Genomic DNA, 14155 nt, shown 5'->3' on the forward strand with positions numbered 1-14155 from the left:
TTATACTCGGGTCCGCCTTTCTGGCGCTGCAGTGTAGTCCCCCAATAACCAACAGGAACGATTATGACGCTCGGTCCCATAACGACGTTATTTATTGCCATTGTGGTGCTGGTCATCGGTCAGCAATGTGTCAAACACGTACGTTTTCTACGTGAATTCAACATACCGGTACCGGTAGTAGGCGGGCTGCTTGCCACCATCGTTATCACGATACTGCGAGGCTTCGGGATCGAGATCACGTTTTTTGGGGGGCTCCAGGAGCCTTTCATGTTGCTCTTTTTCGCATCCGTCGGGCTTTCTGCCAACTTCGGGCTGATTCGCGCCGGTGGCTCGAGATTACTGATCTTTTTCGCGCTGGTGGTAGGGCTGCTGATACTGCAAAACATTGTAGGGGTTGGTATTGCCTCACTGTTTGGCCTGACGCCCGTAATGGGACTGCTGGGCGGTTCGATCACCATGTCCGGCGGGCATGGCACCGGTGCGGCCTGGGCTGAAGTCTTTACCAATAATTATGGCGTGGAGAGCGCCATGGCACTGGCGATGGCAGCGGCCACCTTTGGTCTGGTGTTTGGTTCTCTGATCGGTGGTCCCACGGCGTCGCTACTGATTCGGCGCGCTCGGAAAAAGGGGTTGAGTATTAAAAGCGATGATCAGGAAGATGTCGCTGATCTGACCGGCAGGGAGGAACGAACCGATGTGGGCAGCATGATTCGTGTTCTGTGCTGTCTCTTTGCAGGACTCGTTGCCGGTACCTTCTTGCATGGGGTGCTCGAAGGGACACCGCTGAGCCTGCCAACGTTTGTATGGGTCCTGTTCTCCTGCGTCATTATCGGTAATGTCCTGCGTATCACTCGTCTTTATCACGTCAACGATGATGCCAACAATACGGTTGGCAATGTGGCGCTTTCCGTGTTTCTGGCACTGGCGCTGATGAACCTCAGGTTGTGGGATCTGGCCAATCTGGCGTTGCCGATGCTGGTGATCCTGACAGTGCAGGTTGCCCTGGTCTTTTTCTATACGACGCAGGTCACTTTTCGAGTCATGGGGGGTGGCTATGATGCGGCGGTTCTGGTCGCGGGCAACTGTGGGTTTGCCATGGGCGCAACCCCCACCGCCATCGCCAATATGCAGGCGGTTACCGAGCGCTTCGGGCCGTCTCGTCTGGCCTTTATTATTGTACCGGTCGTCGGTGGATTTTTGATCGATATCGCCAACGCACTGATCATCAAGGGCTTTCTGTTTTTTACATGAAAGAGATTTTTCACCGCCTGATTTTTGGGTAATCAAAAAAGCTGTCTGCGATTGCAGACGGCTTTCTTTTTGGAAACTGCAATGATCACCAGAGCAGTGACACCAGCATATAAACCAGCAGTGTGATGATGACGGTGCCCGCAAGGTTAAGAAACAGTCCGGCACGAATCATGGACTGAATCTTCATCTGCCCGGTCGCAAACACGATGGCGTTGGGGGGCGTTGCAACAGGCATCATGAAGGCGCAGCTTGCAGCGATGGCAGCGGGAACGGTGATCAGCAGCGGCGAAAGCCCCAGAGAAACCGCCAGTGCGCCCAGTAGAGGCAAAAAAGCGGCCGCGGTCGCCGTATTGGACGTCACTTCGGTGAGGAAGATAATCACCAGAACGACGATGGCAATAAGCCCGATCAGCGGGAAAATGGAGAACAACGACAGCTGCTCGGCAATCCATGAGGCCAGACCCGAACTCTGGATGATGCCGGCAAGGGCCAGACCGCCGCCAAACAGAAGAAGTACACCCCATGGAAGCGATGCCGAGCTCTCCCAGTCCATGAGCTTGTCTTTGTCATCATTGCCGGCAGGCATCAGGAATAGTCCGACACCGACTGTCATGGCAATGGTGGTGTCGCTGAGCCAGTCAAGGCCAAGATTGTTGAGCAGTGGGCGCAAAATCCACGCCAGAGCGGCCAGCAGAAAGGCGAGGCCGACTCGTTTTTCTGCGGCGCTCATGTCGCCAAGCTTGCCAAGCTCTTCCTTTAAAAGCTTGTCGCCGGCGTCGCTCTGCTCGAGATTGAAGCCCTGTCTCGTCAGCCACCACCAGGCAAGAAGCATCATGGCGATCGCGACCGGCAGCCCGACAACCATCCACTGCGCGAAGCCGATATCGACGTTCTGATTGTTGGAAAGATAGCCTGCCAGCAGTGCATTGGGCGGTGTGCCGATCAGGGTTGCCACGCCGCCGATACTGGCAGAGTAGGCAATCGCCAGCAGCAGGGTGGTGGCGTAGCGGCGAACTTCACTTTCATTGCTTGTGGCAAGCAGAGCGATGACGGAAGTGCCGATGGGCAGCATCATGATGGCAGTCGCCGTATTGGAAACCCACATGCTGATAAAACCGGTTGCCAGCATGAAGCCGCCAATCTGCTTTTTGGGGTCGGAACCCACAATGATCAGCGTGCGCAGCGCGATGCGGCGATGCAGATTCCAGCGCTGCATGGCAAGGCCCAGTAGAAACCCTCCCAGAAAGAGAAAAATAATAGGGTCGGCGTAGGCTGATGTGACTTCCTTGAGTGTGCCGATACCCATGGCGGGCGCCAGAATAATGGGCAGTAGAGAAGTTGCTGGTATCGGTATGGCTTCTGTCGACCACCATGTCGCCATGAGAAGGGCCAGGCCAATACAATGCCAGGCACTTCCTGACATGCCCTCCGGGGCCGGTACGATCAGTACCATCAGGATCCACAGCAGCCCAAGCCAGAGGCCGATGACTGGTGTTTTGCCTGAAGATGGCTTGTCGGTATCCGTTGTCGTATCAGGCATGGTCTGTTCTCGATATCCTGGGGTGAGTCAACGCGCCGAGGACCGATAAATCGGCATAAATCCTCGACTTTATTCATGTTTATAATGAAACAGAAAACGGCTGTATTTGCACCTTTCGTCGACCGTCAAGGCTGGCGCACGCTGCAGAGCTGTATTGATTCAGTCATTTATCCATTCAGATACAGGGGGAGGCACATGATTCTTGTTACCGGAGGTGCCGGTTATATTGGATCTCATACGGTTCTGGCGCTGCTTGAAGCAGGTCACGATGTACTGGTGCTGGATAATTTCTGCAACGCCAGTAAAGAGTCCTTGAAACGTGTCAGTACGCTGGCCGGCAGACAGGTGCCTTGGGTAGAAGGAGATATTCGTGATGTAGAACTCCTGGATGATCTTTTCAATCAACACGATATCGATTCCGTCATCCACTTTGCAGGGCTCAAGGCGGTAGGCGAGAGCGTCGAGAAACCGCTGGCTTATTTCGACAATAACGTCAACGGGACACTGGTGCTCTGCGAGGCCATGTCGCGTGCTGGCGTCAAAAAAATCGTCTTCAGTTCGTCGGCAACCGTTTACGGCGACCCGGAATCAGTTCCTATTCGAGAGGACTTTCCGACCTCGGCCACGAATCCCTACGGTCGGTCCAAGCTGATGGTGGAAGAAATTCTCCATGATCTTGCCGTGTCTGATTCTCAATGGCGCATTTCAGTGCTGCGCTATTTCAATCCAGTGGGCGCGCATGACAGTGGCATGATCGGCGAAGATCCCAATGGCATCCCCAATAATCTTGTGCCTTTTGTCAGTCAGGTAGCGATCGGCCGGCGAGAGAGGCTATCGGTATTTGGAAATGACTATGATACGAAGGATGGTACTGGTGTTCGCGACTACATCCATGTCACGGACCTGGCCAATGGTCACTTGAAGGCGCTGGATTATCTGGCGGACCACGATGGTGTGAATACGTTCAATCTGGGTACCGGCAAGGGATATAGCGTACTTGATATTGTCCAGGCCTTTGAAAAAGCAAGTGAACGCAAGGTGGTTTATGAGTTCAAGCCTCGCCGTGCCGGTGATATTGCGCGCTGTTTTGCGGACCCGGCCCATGCCGAGAAGGCGCTGGGATGGAGCGCCCGATTCGGTATCGAGAAGATGATGATGGATACCTGGCGGTGGCAGCAGAAAAACCCCAATGGCTACGATGAGTCAGTCACGTCATAAGCTTTTTCGAACAAGGCTGATGGCCACAGCGTTTCAAGCGATGATCTACAGATAGATACTCGGCTCTTTGGAAACTTCCGGCTGCCAGTGGCAACATGTCTGCTGAAACCGAAGTCTGAGTGACTCCTGAATGACAGAACATGCAAGCCCCCTGGCTGCCATAGCCATTCGGCAGGTAGAAAAAAGTACCGGCGCCAGTCGAATCGCTCTTGCACAGGCTGAAGTGCTGACGCGAATGGGGTGTCAGGTTGTGGTGATTGCCGAACGAGGTAATGCCGAGCTGGTGGCTCGCGCTGGCGCCAGGCTGGTGAAAACCTGGCGCTGGCCTTTCAAGGGGGCCCGGCGCCGTTTCTGGTTCAATCGCCGTGTGCAGAGGTGGACACGCCGCCATTTGCCGGATTTGCTGATAAGTCATGGTGATGTGGAAACCCCCGATGTTGTTTATCTGCATAACTGCGTACATCTGGCAAGTCAGGCCATACATGGCCAGGCACTCCCATTGCGTCATGAAGTGGCTGCTATCCACGATCATGTGCTCAAAGGAAAACGCTTTCGACGCGTAGCCGTCAACTCAAGGATGATGGGAAATGAGCTAACGGTTCGCTATGGCATCGATCCGGACAGGATCGATATCAGTTATCCGGGATATGACCCCGAGCAGTTCTGTCTTGAACGTGCTCGCGCTGATCGTGCTCAGGTGCGTCAGTCACTGGGTGTGGAGCCCGACAGCTTTCTGATCGGGCTGGTGACTTCAGGTAATTTCAAAAAGCGCAATGTAGAAGGCTTTGTTGAGATCGCAGCGGCATTGAATCAATTGATGCCTGGTCGCTGCCATTTTCTGGTAGTAGGCAAGGATGATGCCTCACCCTGGCAGCACAAGGCTGCAGATCTTGGAATTGCTGAACAGTTCAGCTGGCAGTCCACCGTTAATGACGTTGAAATATTTTACGGTGCGCTGGATATTTTTATGCTGCCTGCACACATCGAAGAGTTTGGGCTTGTCGCACTTGAAGCCATGGCATGCGGCACGCCCGTCATGCTCTCCATGGGTGTTGGCTGCGCAGAGCTTATAGAGGATCGTTATCCCGAGCTCGTGCTTGATGCCGGAAACGTTCAGAAGTGGGCGCAGTGTGCCAGGGCGATTCTTGAAGATCCCGATAGATGCGAAATGTTGGGCAACGAGCTGGCTTCGCTGGCAAAAAACTACTCGCATGGACAGCAGCAGCAAAAACTGATTAACGCTTTCAAGGCGCTTGTTGATGAATACCCCGCCCGTTGAACAATACAGCCCTTCTTCAAGGGCTTATTTATAACGACTGAACAGGCTGGTTTAATTTTTCAGGGCTTTTAACCGCATTTATTTCAAGGAGTGATACCTGCCGTGTCACAAGTCTGGGCGATAATGCTTTTATGTGTGGCGATCGCGATTGTTGGTATTTTGCTTGCGATTGTCTGGCGTATGTATGGCGAGCTGCAACGCCGCAGGCTGCGTCAGGAACAGGAGCAGGCGCAGGCGGAATATCAGTGTCTTTCCAACCTTAACGTTATTGGGCGAGCCATGCAGGAAGGGCAGATGGATCTGGTAGAAGGCTGTCTGCGCGCTCGTGTCATTATCGACATCCTTGATAGCGGCTGGTGGCAGGACAAGGAGCTTGGCATCATCGCGGATGTCAGCGACAGCGTAGCCCATCTGCATACGCACCAGGCACGTTCGGCCCTGACAGCCAGAGAGAGGATGCAGGAAGATCGATACAGGCTGCAGGTGATCAACGAGCACGAAGACAATATCCTTGTCGCAGCCCGTAATCTGATCGATCGCACGAGTCATGTAGTCAGGCATTGATCAAGGCTAATGTCATGAGGATTCTTTTTCTCGAAGTTCGTGACCATCAACCTGAAATTTAATCAACATTATAAACAGGGTTTGACTTTCAGCGCTTTCAGTGCGAAAACAGTGTTCGAATACGTCACAATGGATTGCCAGTGACGCGTTTTTCATCATGGCAACGTAACGTTGTTTCCAGAGGTCAAGGCAGGGTCGTTGCAGGCTGGCTCCAGCGCTACTGATATGCTTTTCTCGTTGATAGAAGAAAAACTTTCTAGTGCCGTTGGCGTTGCCTATACTCGGAACCGCTTAGTAACAACATCGTTGCCCTAGCGTTGCAAAAAAGAAGGAGTCTTGCATGAATAAATCAACAACTGGCTTGCTGCTGGGATCCGCTCTCGTAATGGGCCTCGCCGGCTGCGCCAGCTCAGGTTCTCAATCTTCTGGTGCTTCCTCCAGCGGTGATTCCTGGTACTCTTCTCCTTTCGTCTGCGGTCTGGCCGGTGGCCTGATCGGTGGTGGCCTCGGTTACGGTGTCAGCAGCAATGACGATGAAGAAACCGGTGCCGCTGTCGGCGCAACTGCCGGTGCAACAGCAGGTGCTCTGCTTTGCTCGGGTGGCGATAGCCGTGAGATGGATTCCGATAACGACGGCGTTCCGGATTCCCGCGACGAGTGCCCGGGTACTCCGGCTGGTGTTGCTGTTGATGCCAAGGGCTGCCCGATCGATACCGATGGTGACGGCGTACCGGATTACCTCGATCAGTGCCCGGGTACTCCGGCTGGCGTAGAAGTCGATTCGCGCGGCTGCCCGCTGGATTCCGACGGTGACGGCGTGCCGGACTACCAGGACCAGTGCCCGAACACCCCGGCCGGCACTCAGGTCAACGCTCTGGGCTGCCCCGCAGCACTGGTACTGCGTGACGTCAACTTCGAGTTCGACTCTGCCAAGCTGACGTCCAATGCCGAGCAGACGCTGAATGAAGTCGCCGAAAAGCTGAACAGCAATGAGCAGGTTCGTGTTCGTCTGGAGGGCCATACTGACTCTGTCGGCAGCGCTTCCTATAACAAGGATCTGTCTCAGCGTCGTGCCGAGTCTGTACGTGACTACCTGGCCTCTCAGGGCGTTTCCTCTGATCGCATGGAAGCCCTTGGCTTCGGTGAAGAGCGTCCGGTCGCCAGCAATGATACTGCCGAAGGTCGCGCGCAGAACCGTCGTACCGAAGTTCATCCGCTGGGTGACGACGGCAAGCTGATGGATCGTACCGGCCAGAACGGTGGCAGCAATCAGTAATCCTTACTGACTGTCACTCAAGAAAAGAGGGCGCTTCGGCGCCCTCTTTTTTTATATCGATGCCCTGCAGCAGCATCGACGGTCATTGCAATTCAGAGGTATCGACTGGACGACATTTGTTACTCTTTGCTAGTTTACATGCCGTTTTGATAGCTTGCCCTACGCCTGCCAGTTTTACGGCGCATCTCCTGTGCCCTGCTGACAATGCAATACCTCAAGTGACTCCTGGTAGCGGTCACCACTGAAACAAGGAAGGAACTCCTATGCCCGTCGTCACGCTTCCTGACGGTAGCCAGCGTCAATATGAATCCCCCGTATCCATCATGACCATTGCCGAGTCCATCGGCGCCGGTCTGGCAAAAGCGGCTGTCGCCGGCAGGATTGATGGAGCTTTGGTCGACACGGCCGATGTTGTCGATCATGACGCCGCAGTTGCCATCGTGACTGCCAAGGATCAGGAAGGGCTCGAAATCATTCGCCACTCCTGCGCGCATCTGATCGGGCATGCCGTCAAACAGCTCTATCCTGATGCCAAAATGGCCATCGGTCCGGTTATTGACGAAGGCTTTTACTACGACATCGATTTTGGTCAGTCCATTTCGAGTGATGATCTCGAAAAGATCGAAAAGCGCATGCGCGAACTCATCGATGAAGGATACGACGTTTCAAGAGAATACGTTGGCCGTGATCAGGCCATGGAAGCCTTTGTCAATCGGGATGAGCCCTATAAACAGGATATTGTGTCCCGTATTCCCGAGGGCGAGACCATTCGCCTTTATCATCACAAGGAATATACGGACATGTGTCGGGGACCTCACGTTCCCAATACCCGACATCTGAAATCCTTCAAGCTTTTGAAGCTGGCTGGCGCCTACTGGCGGGGTGATGCCAGCAATACCATGCTGACGCGTATCTATGGCACGGCATGGGCAGACAAGAAGCAGCTCAACGCTTATCTCAAACGGCTTGAGGAAGCGGAAAAGCGTGATCACCGCAAGCTGGCTCGTCAGCTCAACCTTTTCCATCAGCAGGAAGAGTCGCCGGGCATGGTGTTCTGGCATCCCAGAGGCTGGGCCATCTGGCAGGCTGTCGAGCAGTATATGCGCAAGGTTTATCATGACGGTGGCTATCAGGAAATCCGCTGCCCACAGGTCATGGATGTCAGTCTCTGGAAAAAGTCCGGCCACTGGGACAATTATTCCGAAAACATGTTTTTTACGGAATCGGAGAAGCGCGAGTATGCGCTCAAGCCGATGAACTGCCCCGGACATGTTCAGGTATTCAATTCAGGGCTTCACAGCTACCGTGAAATGCCGATCCGCTACGGCGAGTTCGGTGGCTGCCATCGCAACGAGCCTTCCGGTGCATTGCACGGCATCATGCGAGTGCGTGCCTTTACCCAGGATGATGGTCACGTCTTCTGTACTGAACAGCAGATCGAGCCGGAAGTGACCGATTTTCATCGTCAGGCGCTCAGGGTCTACGAGGACTTCGGTTTTAACGATATTGACGTCAAGATCGCTTTGCGCCCGGAAAAACGCATCGGCAGTGACGAGGAATGGGACAAGGCTGAAAGCGCACTGCGCGCTGCACTCACGGCCTGTGACGTGCAATGGCAGGAGCTGCCGGGTGAAGGCGCTTTCTATGGACCCAAGATCGAGTATCACATGCGTGATTGTCTGGGCCGTGAATGGCAGGTAGGCACCATGCAGGTGGACTTCATGATGCCTGGGCGTCTCGGTGCGCAGTATGTGGGCGAAGATGGCAACCGGCATACGCCTGTCATGCTTCATCGTGCCATCATCGGCTCCTTTGAACGCTTTATCGGTATCCTGCTGGAGCATCATGCTGGTGCCCTGCCGCTATGGCTTGCTCCAGAGCAGGTGGCTGTGCTCAACATTACCGATGCTCAATCGTCCTATGTCTCGTCACTGACCGAGCGTTTGCAACAAGCCGGCCTTCGTGTCAAGTCGGACTTGAGGAATGAGAAGATCGGTTTTAAAATTCGTGAGCATACACTTCAGAAGATCCCTTATCTGCTGGTAGTCGGAGATAAGGAAGTGGAGTCGGACAGCGTTGCCGTCAGAACGCGTACTGGTGAAGATATTGGGACAATGAGCGTTGCCGATTTTCTTGCCAGACTTGATACAGAGCGTAGATAGCAGCATTTCTTTTCAGCAATGGAGACTTGACGATCAAGCGAAATAACCAACGTGGGCGCCCTCAGGAAAAGCGCGCACCCATAAATGACCGTATTCGTGCGGATGAAGTTCGGCTTATCGATAGCGAGGGCGAGCAGCTGGGTGTTGTGCCCATGAACGAGGCGCTTGCCAAGGCAGAAGAAGCTGGGCTTGATCTCGTGCAGATATCCAACGCCGATCCGATCGTTTGCAAGATCATGGATTACGGTAAACATCAGTTTGAACTGAAAAAGCAGAAATCTGCTCAGAAGAAAAAGCAGAAGCAGATTCAGATCAAGGAAGTCAAGTTCAGGCCTGCCACCGACGAAGGTGACTATCAGGTCAAACTCAAGAACCTGACGCGTTTCCTTGAAGATGGCGACAAGGGCAAGGTGACCTTGCGCTTTCGTGGTCGCGAGATGGCACACCAGGAAATCGGCCGCAAGCTCATGGAGCGCGTAGAACATGACTTGGACGAGCTTGCTGTTGTAGAATCGCGCCCGAAGATGGAAGGCCGGCAAATGATCATGATGCTGGCCCCCAGGAAAAAGTGATCCGCGGGCAGTTAAACGAGCGTGCCGATGCCATCGCAGCATGACTGTGGTGGCACGGTATGCTGGCCTCGGGTTTTCTAAAAAATATCGTGCGGAGTTATTCTCATGCCGAAAATCAAGAGCAATAGTGGCGCGGCCAAGCGCTTCAAGCGCACTGCAAAGGGCTTCAAGCACAAGCAGTCCTTTCGCAGCCACATCCTGACCAAGAAGTCGACCAAGCGTAAGCGTCAGCTGCGCGGTATGAAGCAGATCCATGATGCCGATCGTCAGCTGATCGAGCGCATGCTCCCTTATATCTGAGTCGATTTTAACAACTGAAGTCAGGAGGCTTTAATGGCCCGTGTAAAGCGTGGTGTCGTCGCTCGTCGCCGTCACAAGAAGATTCTGAAGCAGGCAAAAGGGTACTACGGTGCTCGTTCACGTACTTTCCGTGTTGCCAAACAGGCGGTGATCAAGGCAGGTCAGTATGCCTATCGTGACCGTCGCCAGCGCAAGCGTCAGTTCCGTGCCCTGTGGATTGCGCGTATCAACGCTGCAGCCCGCACTCATGGCATGTCCTACAGCCGCTTCATCAACGGTCTGAAAAAGGCCGGTATCGAGATCGACCGCAAGATCCTTGCTGATCTGGCCGTTCACGAGAAGCAGGCCTTCGGCGCGATCGTCGAGCAGGCCAGGGCTGCCTGACGGTACAGGTGATCCGATCTCACCTGCGCAAGTGCTACAAGGGAAGAGCCGTTGCTCTTCCCTTGTTTTTTTGTGTGGCAACAATTTATCGTCAGATCCCCGATAACAGGATCAATGTGCAGAGCTTTCCTGGTATCTGCAATCTGCCGTTTTTCATGGAGCAGGACGGATGGAGCATCTCTCCACAGTAGTAGCGACGGCAGTCGAAGCCATTGACGCTGCCGAAGATATCAGGGCACTTGAAGAAATTCGTGTCCACTACCTTGGCAAGAAGGGCGAAGTCACAGCCCTGCTGAAAGGGTTGGGAAAACTGCCGGCAGAAGAGCGGCCTGCTGCCGGAGAGGTCATCAACCAGGCAAGGCAAAAGATTGAGGCTGCTCTTGAAGCCAGGCGCACGGTACTTGAAGAGCGTGCCATGGCCGAAAAGCTTGCGGCACAGAAGGTGGATGTCACGCTGCCGGGGCGACGTGAATCGTCAGGCGGGCTTCACCCCATCACGCAGACACTGCGGCGCATCGAGCAGTGTTTTGCACATATCGGTTATGATATCGCAGAAGGTCCCGAGATCGAGGACGACTATCATAACTTCGAGGCGCTCAACATCCCGGCTCACCACCCGGCGCGCGCCATGCATGACACCTTCTATTTTGATGCCCGTCACGTTCTGCGCACGCATACTTCCCCCGTGCAGATCAGGACCATGGAACAGCAGGAGCCGCCGGTGCGTCTGGTCTGTTCGGGCCGTGTTTACCGTAATGATTCCGATCTCACGCATAGCCCTATGTTCCATCAGGTAGAAGGGCTGTTTGTCGACGAGAACGTCAGCTTTGCTGATCTCAAGGGCACTATCGAGGCTTTTTTGAAAGCCTTTTTCGAGCGTGATCAGCTCGATGTGCGTTTCCGGCCTTCTTATTTTCCTTTTACCGAACCCTCGGCTGAAGTTGACATCCAGTGCGTCAACTGCGGTGGGAAGGGGTGTCGCGTCTGTTCCCATACCGGCTGGCTCGAGGTCCTGGGCTGCGGCATGGTGCACCCCAATGTCTTTGCCCATGTCGGGATCGATTCGCAGCGCTATAGCGGCTTTGCCTTCGGTATGGGCGCAGAGCGGCTGGCCATGCTGAGATATGGCGTGAACGACCTGCGTCTTTTCTTTGACAATGATCTGCGCTTTCTCCGCCAGTTCCAGTAATCCGTTTCGGTATAGCGAGGCAAGATGAAAGTTTCCGAACAGTGGCTGCGTCAATGGGTTGACGCAGCGCAGGATGTGCAGGCGATTGCCGATCAGATCACGATGGCAGGGCTGGAAGTTGATGCCATTGAACCCGTCTCGGCCTCGTTTTCAGGGGTTGTGATCGCGCGGGTAGAAGAGGCCAGCCAGCACCCTGATGCGGATCGTCTGCGCGTTTGTCAGCTTGACGATGGCAGTGGTCATCTTCAACAGGTCGTATGTGGCGCGCCCAACGTGGCCGCCGGTCAGAAAGTGGCGCTGGCCCGGCCAGGCGCCATACTCCCTAGTGACTTTGCCATCAAGGAAGCCAGGCTCAGAGGCGTGGCTTCTCACGGCATGATTTGCGCTGAATCCGAGCTGGGACTGGCAGAAGAAAAATCGCCCGGTATCTGGGTGCTGCCGGACAATGCGATCGTGGGTGAGGATCTGAGGCAGTGGCTGGGTCTTGATGATCACAGCATTGACGTTGACCTGACGCCCAATCGCGGCGACTGTCTGAGTGTCATGGGGCTTGCCCGTGAGCTCGGCGTGCTTAATCGCCTCGAGGTCAAGGCGCCGGAGATCCTGCCGGTCACTGCACAGATCGATGACCGTTTCGAGGTCCGTCTCGACAATGGTGAGGCCTGCCCGCGCTATAGTGCGCGCGTAGTGCGCGATGTAGACGTCAGTACGCCTTCTCCGCTGTGGTTGACCGAGTATCTTCGTCGCTGTGGTCTGCGCTCGATCGATATTGTGGTGGACATCACCAACTACGTGATGCTCGAACTGGGCCAGCCGATGCACGCCTTTGATCTGGATCAGCTTCAGGGACACATCGAGATTCGAAACGCCCGGGCCAATGAGACGCTGACGCTGCTGGATGGGCAGGACGTCGAGCTTCAGGAGGACACGCTCTTGATTGCTGACGGTCATGGCCCGCTGGCCATTGCCGGTGTCATGGGGGGAGAGCGTTCGGGCGTCAATGCTGATACCCGTCATGTGCTGCTCGAATCCGCCTTTTTTGCACCGATTGCCGTGGCCGGCAAGGCTCGCCAGTATGGTCTTCACACGGACGCCTCGCACCGTTTCGAACGCGGCGTCGATTCAACCCTGCAGGTGCGTGCGCTTGAACGTGCGACAGGACTCTTGATAGAGCTGGCCGGTGGTCGTCCGGGGCCTGTCATTGAAAAGACCGATCAGCAGGCGCTGCCGGAGGTCTGTCAGATCACGCTGAGCGCCGAGCGCGTGAGCCGAATTCTCGGTATGACGCTGGAGGATGGCGAGATCAGCGATATTCTCTCGCGCCTTGGCATGACTCTGACGCCACAGGGGCAAGGGCACTGGGATGTCAGCGTTCCTGCATGGCGCTTTGATATCCGTCTGGAAGAGGATCTTGTCGAAGAGCTGGCCCGCATTCACGGGTACAACCGTTTGCCCGTACGCTATCCGCAGGCAGAACTGTCCCCGCAGCGCGAGGATGACACGAAGGTCTCTCTGGATGTCATTCGCGAGCATCTGGTGGCCGGCGGCTATCAGGAAGCCATTACCTATAGCTTCGTCTCCGATGAAATCCAGAAGGCATTTGCCCCTGATGCTGTAACGCCCACGCTTGCCAACCCCATTTCCAGCGACATGTCCGTCATGCGCTCCAGTCTTTGGGCGGGGCTGAGTCGTGCGTTGTTGCACAATCTTAATCGTCAGCAGCAGCGTGTTCGCCTGTTTGAAACGGGTCTGGTATTCAGCGGTGATATCGATACGCTGACGCAGGTGCCCATGCTGGGCGGCATGATCTGTGGTACCCGTGATCCGGAAGGCTGGGCGAGCCGTCGGGAGAGTGTCGATTTCTTCGATATCAAGGGGGATGTCGAACACCTTCTGGCACTGGGAGGCGCTGAAAATGAATGGCGCTTTGAGCCCGGTGAACATGTCGCACTTCATCCGGGGCAGTGCGCCCGTATTCTGCGGGGAGATCGTGGTGTCGGCTGGGTGGGTGCACTGCATCCAGCGGTCAGGGAGCGTTTCGGTATCAAGCCCGACGTCTATGTCTTTGAGCTTGAGCTTTCCGCCCTGCAGCAGGGCAGACTTGCCGCCTTTACTCCGCTGTCACGCTATCCTGAAGTCCGTCGCGATCTGGCGCTGCTGGTGGATGAGCAGTTGCCGGTGCAGTCGCTGCTGGATGCGGTTCATGAGCAGGCAGGTGAGGCATTGACGGATCTGCGTCTTTTTGATGTGTATCAGGGCGCCGGTGTTGAAGAGGGGCGCAAGAGCGTGGCGCTGGGCTTGACCTGGCAGCATCATTCGCGCACGCTGACAGATCTTGAAATCCATCAGGCAATTGACAATATTGTAGCGGTTTCCTCGGAACGTTTTGGCGCGTTGCTGCGCAACTGAATGCGGTGACG

At 55.0% G+C, this 14155-nt stretch carries 12 protein-coding genes; 11 read left to right on the forward strand and 1 reads right to left on the reverse strand.

All coding sequences use genetic code 11. The annotated features are described in order from the left end of the window. Positions 1-63: 63 nt before the first annotated feature. A complete protein-coding gene (gltS, locus tag BM079_RS00335; protein WP_090129696.1) occupies positions 64-1251 on the forward strand; it encodes a sodium/glutamate symporter in 1188 nt (395 codons plus the stop codon). An 85-nt stretch (positions 1252-1336) separates the two neighbouring features. Here the strand turns inward: gltS and BM079_RS00340 are convergent, their stop codons facing one another. Next, complete coding sequence (locus BM079_RS00340; protein ID WP_090129698.1) at positions 1337-2791, reverse strand: SLC13 family permease; 1455 nt, start codon at positions 2789-2791, stop codon at positions 1337-1339. 195 nt (positions 2792-2986) lie between these two features. On the opposite strand from BM079_RS00340, the gene galE reads away from it, so the two are divergent. From galE to pheT, 10 genes are all read left to right on the forward strand, one after another. After that, on the forward strand, positions 2987-4009 hold the full coding sequence (galE, locus tag BM079_RS00345) for a UDP-glucose 4-epimerase GalE (protein ID WP_090129700.1): 1023 nt from the start codon (positions 2987-2989) through the stop codon (positions 4007-4009). A gap of 130 nt (positions 4010-4139) precedes the next feature. Further along, the gene (locus BM079_RS00350) at positions 4140-5288 is read left to right on the forward strand and encodes a glycosyltransferase family 4 protein (RefSeq protein ID WP_090129702.1); all 1149 of its coding nucleotides are present in this window, start codon (positions 4140-4142) and stop codon (positions 5286-5288) included. 102 nt (positions 5289-5390) lie between these two features. Further along, positions 5391-5852, forward strand: coding sequence for a DUF2489 domain-containing protein (locus BM079_RS00355; protein WP_139215225.1), 462 nt, complete (start codon positions 5391-5393; stop codon positions 5850-5852). Between the two features lie 340 nt (positions 5853-6192). Next, positions 6193-7128 carry an OmpA family protein gene (locus BM079_RS00360; RefSeq protein ID WP_090129706.1) on the forward strand — a complete coding sequence of 312 codons (936 nt, stop codon included), beginning with the start codon at positions 6193-6195 and terminating at the stop codon, positions 7126-7128. Between the two features lie 263 nt (positions 7129-7391). Next, positions 7392-9290 carry a threonine--tRNA ligase gene (thrS, locus tag BM079_RS00365; RefSeq protein ID WP_090129709.1) on the forward strand — a complete coding sequence of 633 codons (1899 nt, stop codon included), beginning with the start codon at positions 7392-7394 and terminating at the stop codon, positions 9288-9290. Positions 9291-9316: 26 nt separating this feature from the next. Continuing rightward, positions 9317-9862 carry a translation initiation factor IF-3 gene (infC, locus tag BM079_RS00370; RefSeq protein ID WP_090129711.1) on the forward strand — a complete coding sequence of 182 codons (546 nt, stop codon included), beginning with the start codon at positions 9317-9319 and terminating at the stop codon, positions 9860-9862. 105 nt (positions 9863-9967) lie between these two features. Beyond that, positions 9968-10162 (forward strand): 50S ribosomal protein L35, encoded by a 195-nt coding sequence (gene rpmI, locus BM079_RS00375; RefSeq protein ID WP_090129713.1) that lies wholly within the window; start codon positions 9968-9970, stop codon positions 10160-10162. A gap of 33 nt (positions 10163-10195) precedes the next feature. Beyond that, entirely contained in the window at positions 10196-10546 is a 351-nt protein-coding gene (gene rplT / locus BM079_RS00380) for a 50S ribosomal protein L20 (protein WP_090129715.1), read from the forward strand. 169 nt (positions 10547-10715) lie between these two features. Continuing rightward, positions 10716-11735, forward strand: coding sequence for a phenylalanine--tRNA ligase subunit alpha (gene pheS / locus BM079_RS00385; RefSeq protein ID WP_090129717.1), 1020 nt, complete (start codon positions 10716-10718; stop codon positions 11733-11735). 24 nt (positions 11736-11759) lie between these two features. Beyond that, positions 11760-14144: a phenylalanine--tRNA ligase subunit beta gene (pheT, locus tag BM079_RS00390; protein WP_090129719.1), complete on the forward strand. Its 2385-nt coding sequence runs from the start codon at positions 11760-11762 to the stop codon at positions 14142-14144. Positions 14145-14155 lie beyond the last annotated feature (11 nt).

The organism is Kushneria avicenniae (genome assembly GCF_900112585.1).
Classification (GTDB): domain Bacteria; phylum Pseudomonadota; class Gammaproteobacteria; order Pseudomonadales; family Halomonadaceae; genus Kushneria; species Kushneria avicenniae.

Bases quoted from the DNA above. Each gene is read 5' to 3' on its own strand.
- gltS (WP_090129696.1), top strand. From the start codon at position 64: ATGACGCTCGGTCCCATAACGACGTTATTTATTGCCATTGTGGTGCTG.
- BM079_RS00340 (WP_090129698.1), bottom strand. From the start codon at position 2,791: ATGCCTGATACGACAACGGATACCGACAAGCCATCTTCAGGCAAAACA.
- galE (WP_090129700.1), top strand. From the start codon at position 2,987: ATGATTCTTGTTACCGGAGGTGCCGGTTATATTGGATCTCATACGGTT.
- BM079_RS00350 (WP_090129702.1), top strand. From the start codon at position 4,140: ATGACAGAACATGCAAGCCCCCTGGCTGCCATAGCCATTCGGCAGGTA.
- BM079_RS00360 (WP_090129706.1), top strand. From the start codon at position 6,193: ATGAATAAATCAACAACTGGCTTGCTGCTGGGATCCGCTCTCGTAATG.
- thrS (WP_090129709.1), top strand. From the start codon at position 7,392: ATGCCCGTCGTCACGCTTCCTGACGGTAGCCAGCGTCAATATGAATCC.
- rpmI (WP_090129713.1), top strand. From the start codon at position 9,968: ATGCCGAAAATCAAGAGCAATAGTGGCGCGGCCAAGCGCTTCAAGCGC.
- rplT (WP_090129715.1), top strand. From the start codon at position 10,196: ATGGCCCGTGTAAAGCGTGGTGTCGTCGCTCGTCGCCGTCACAAGAAG.
- pheS (WP_090129717.1), top strand. From the start codon at position 10,716: ATGGAGCATCTCTCCACAGTAGTAGCGACGGCAGTCGAAGCCATTGAC.
- pheT (WP_090129719.1), top strand. From the start codon at position 11,760: ATGAAAGTTTCCGAACAGTGGCTGCGTCAATGGGTTGACGCAGCGCAG.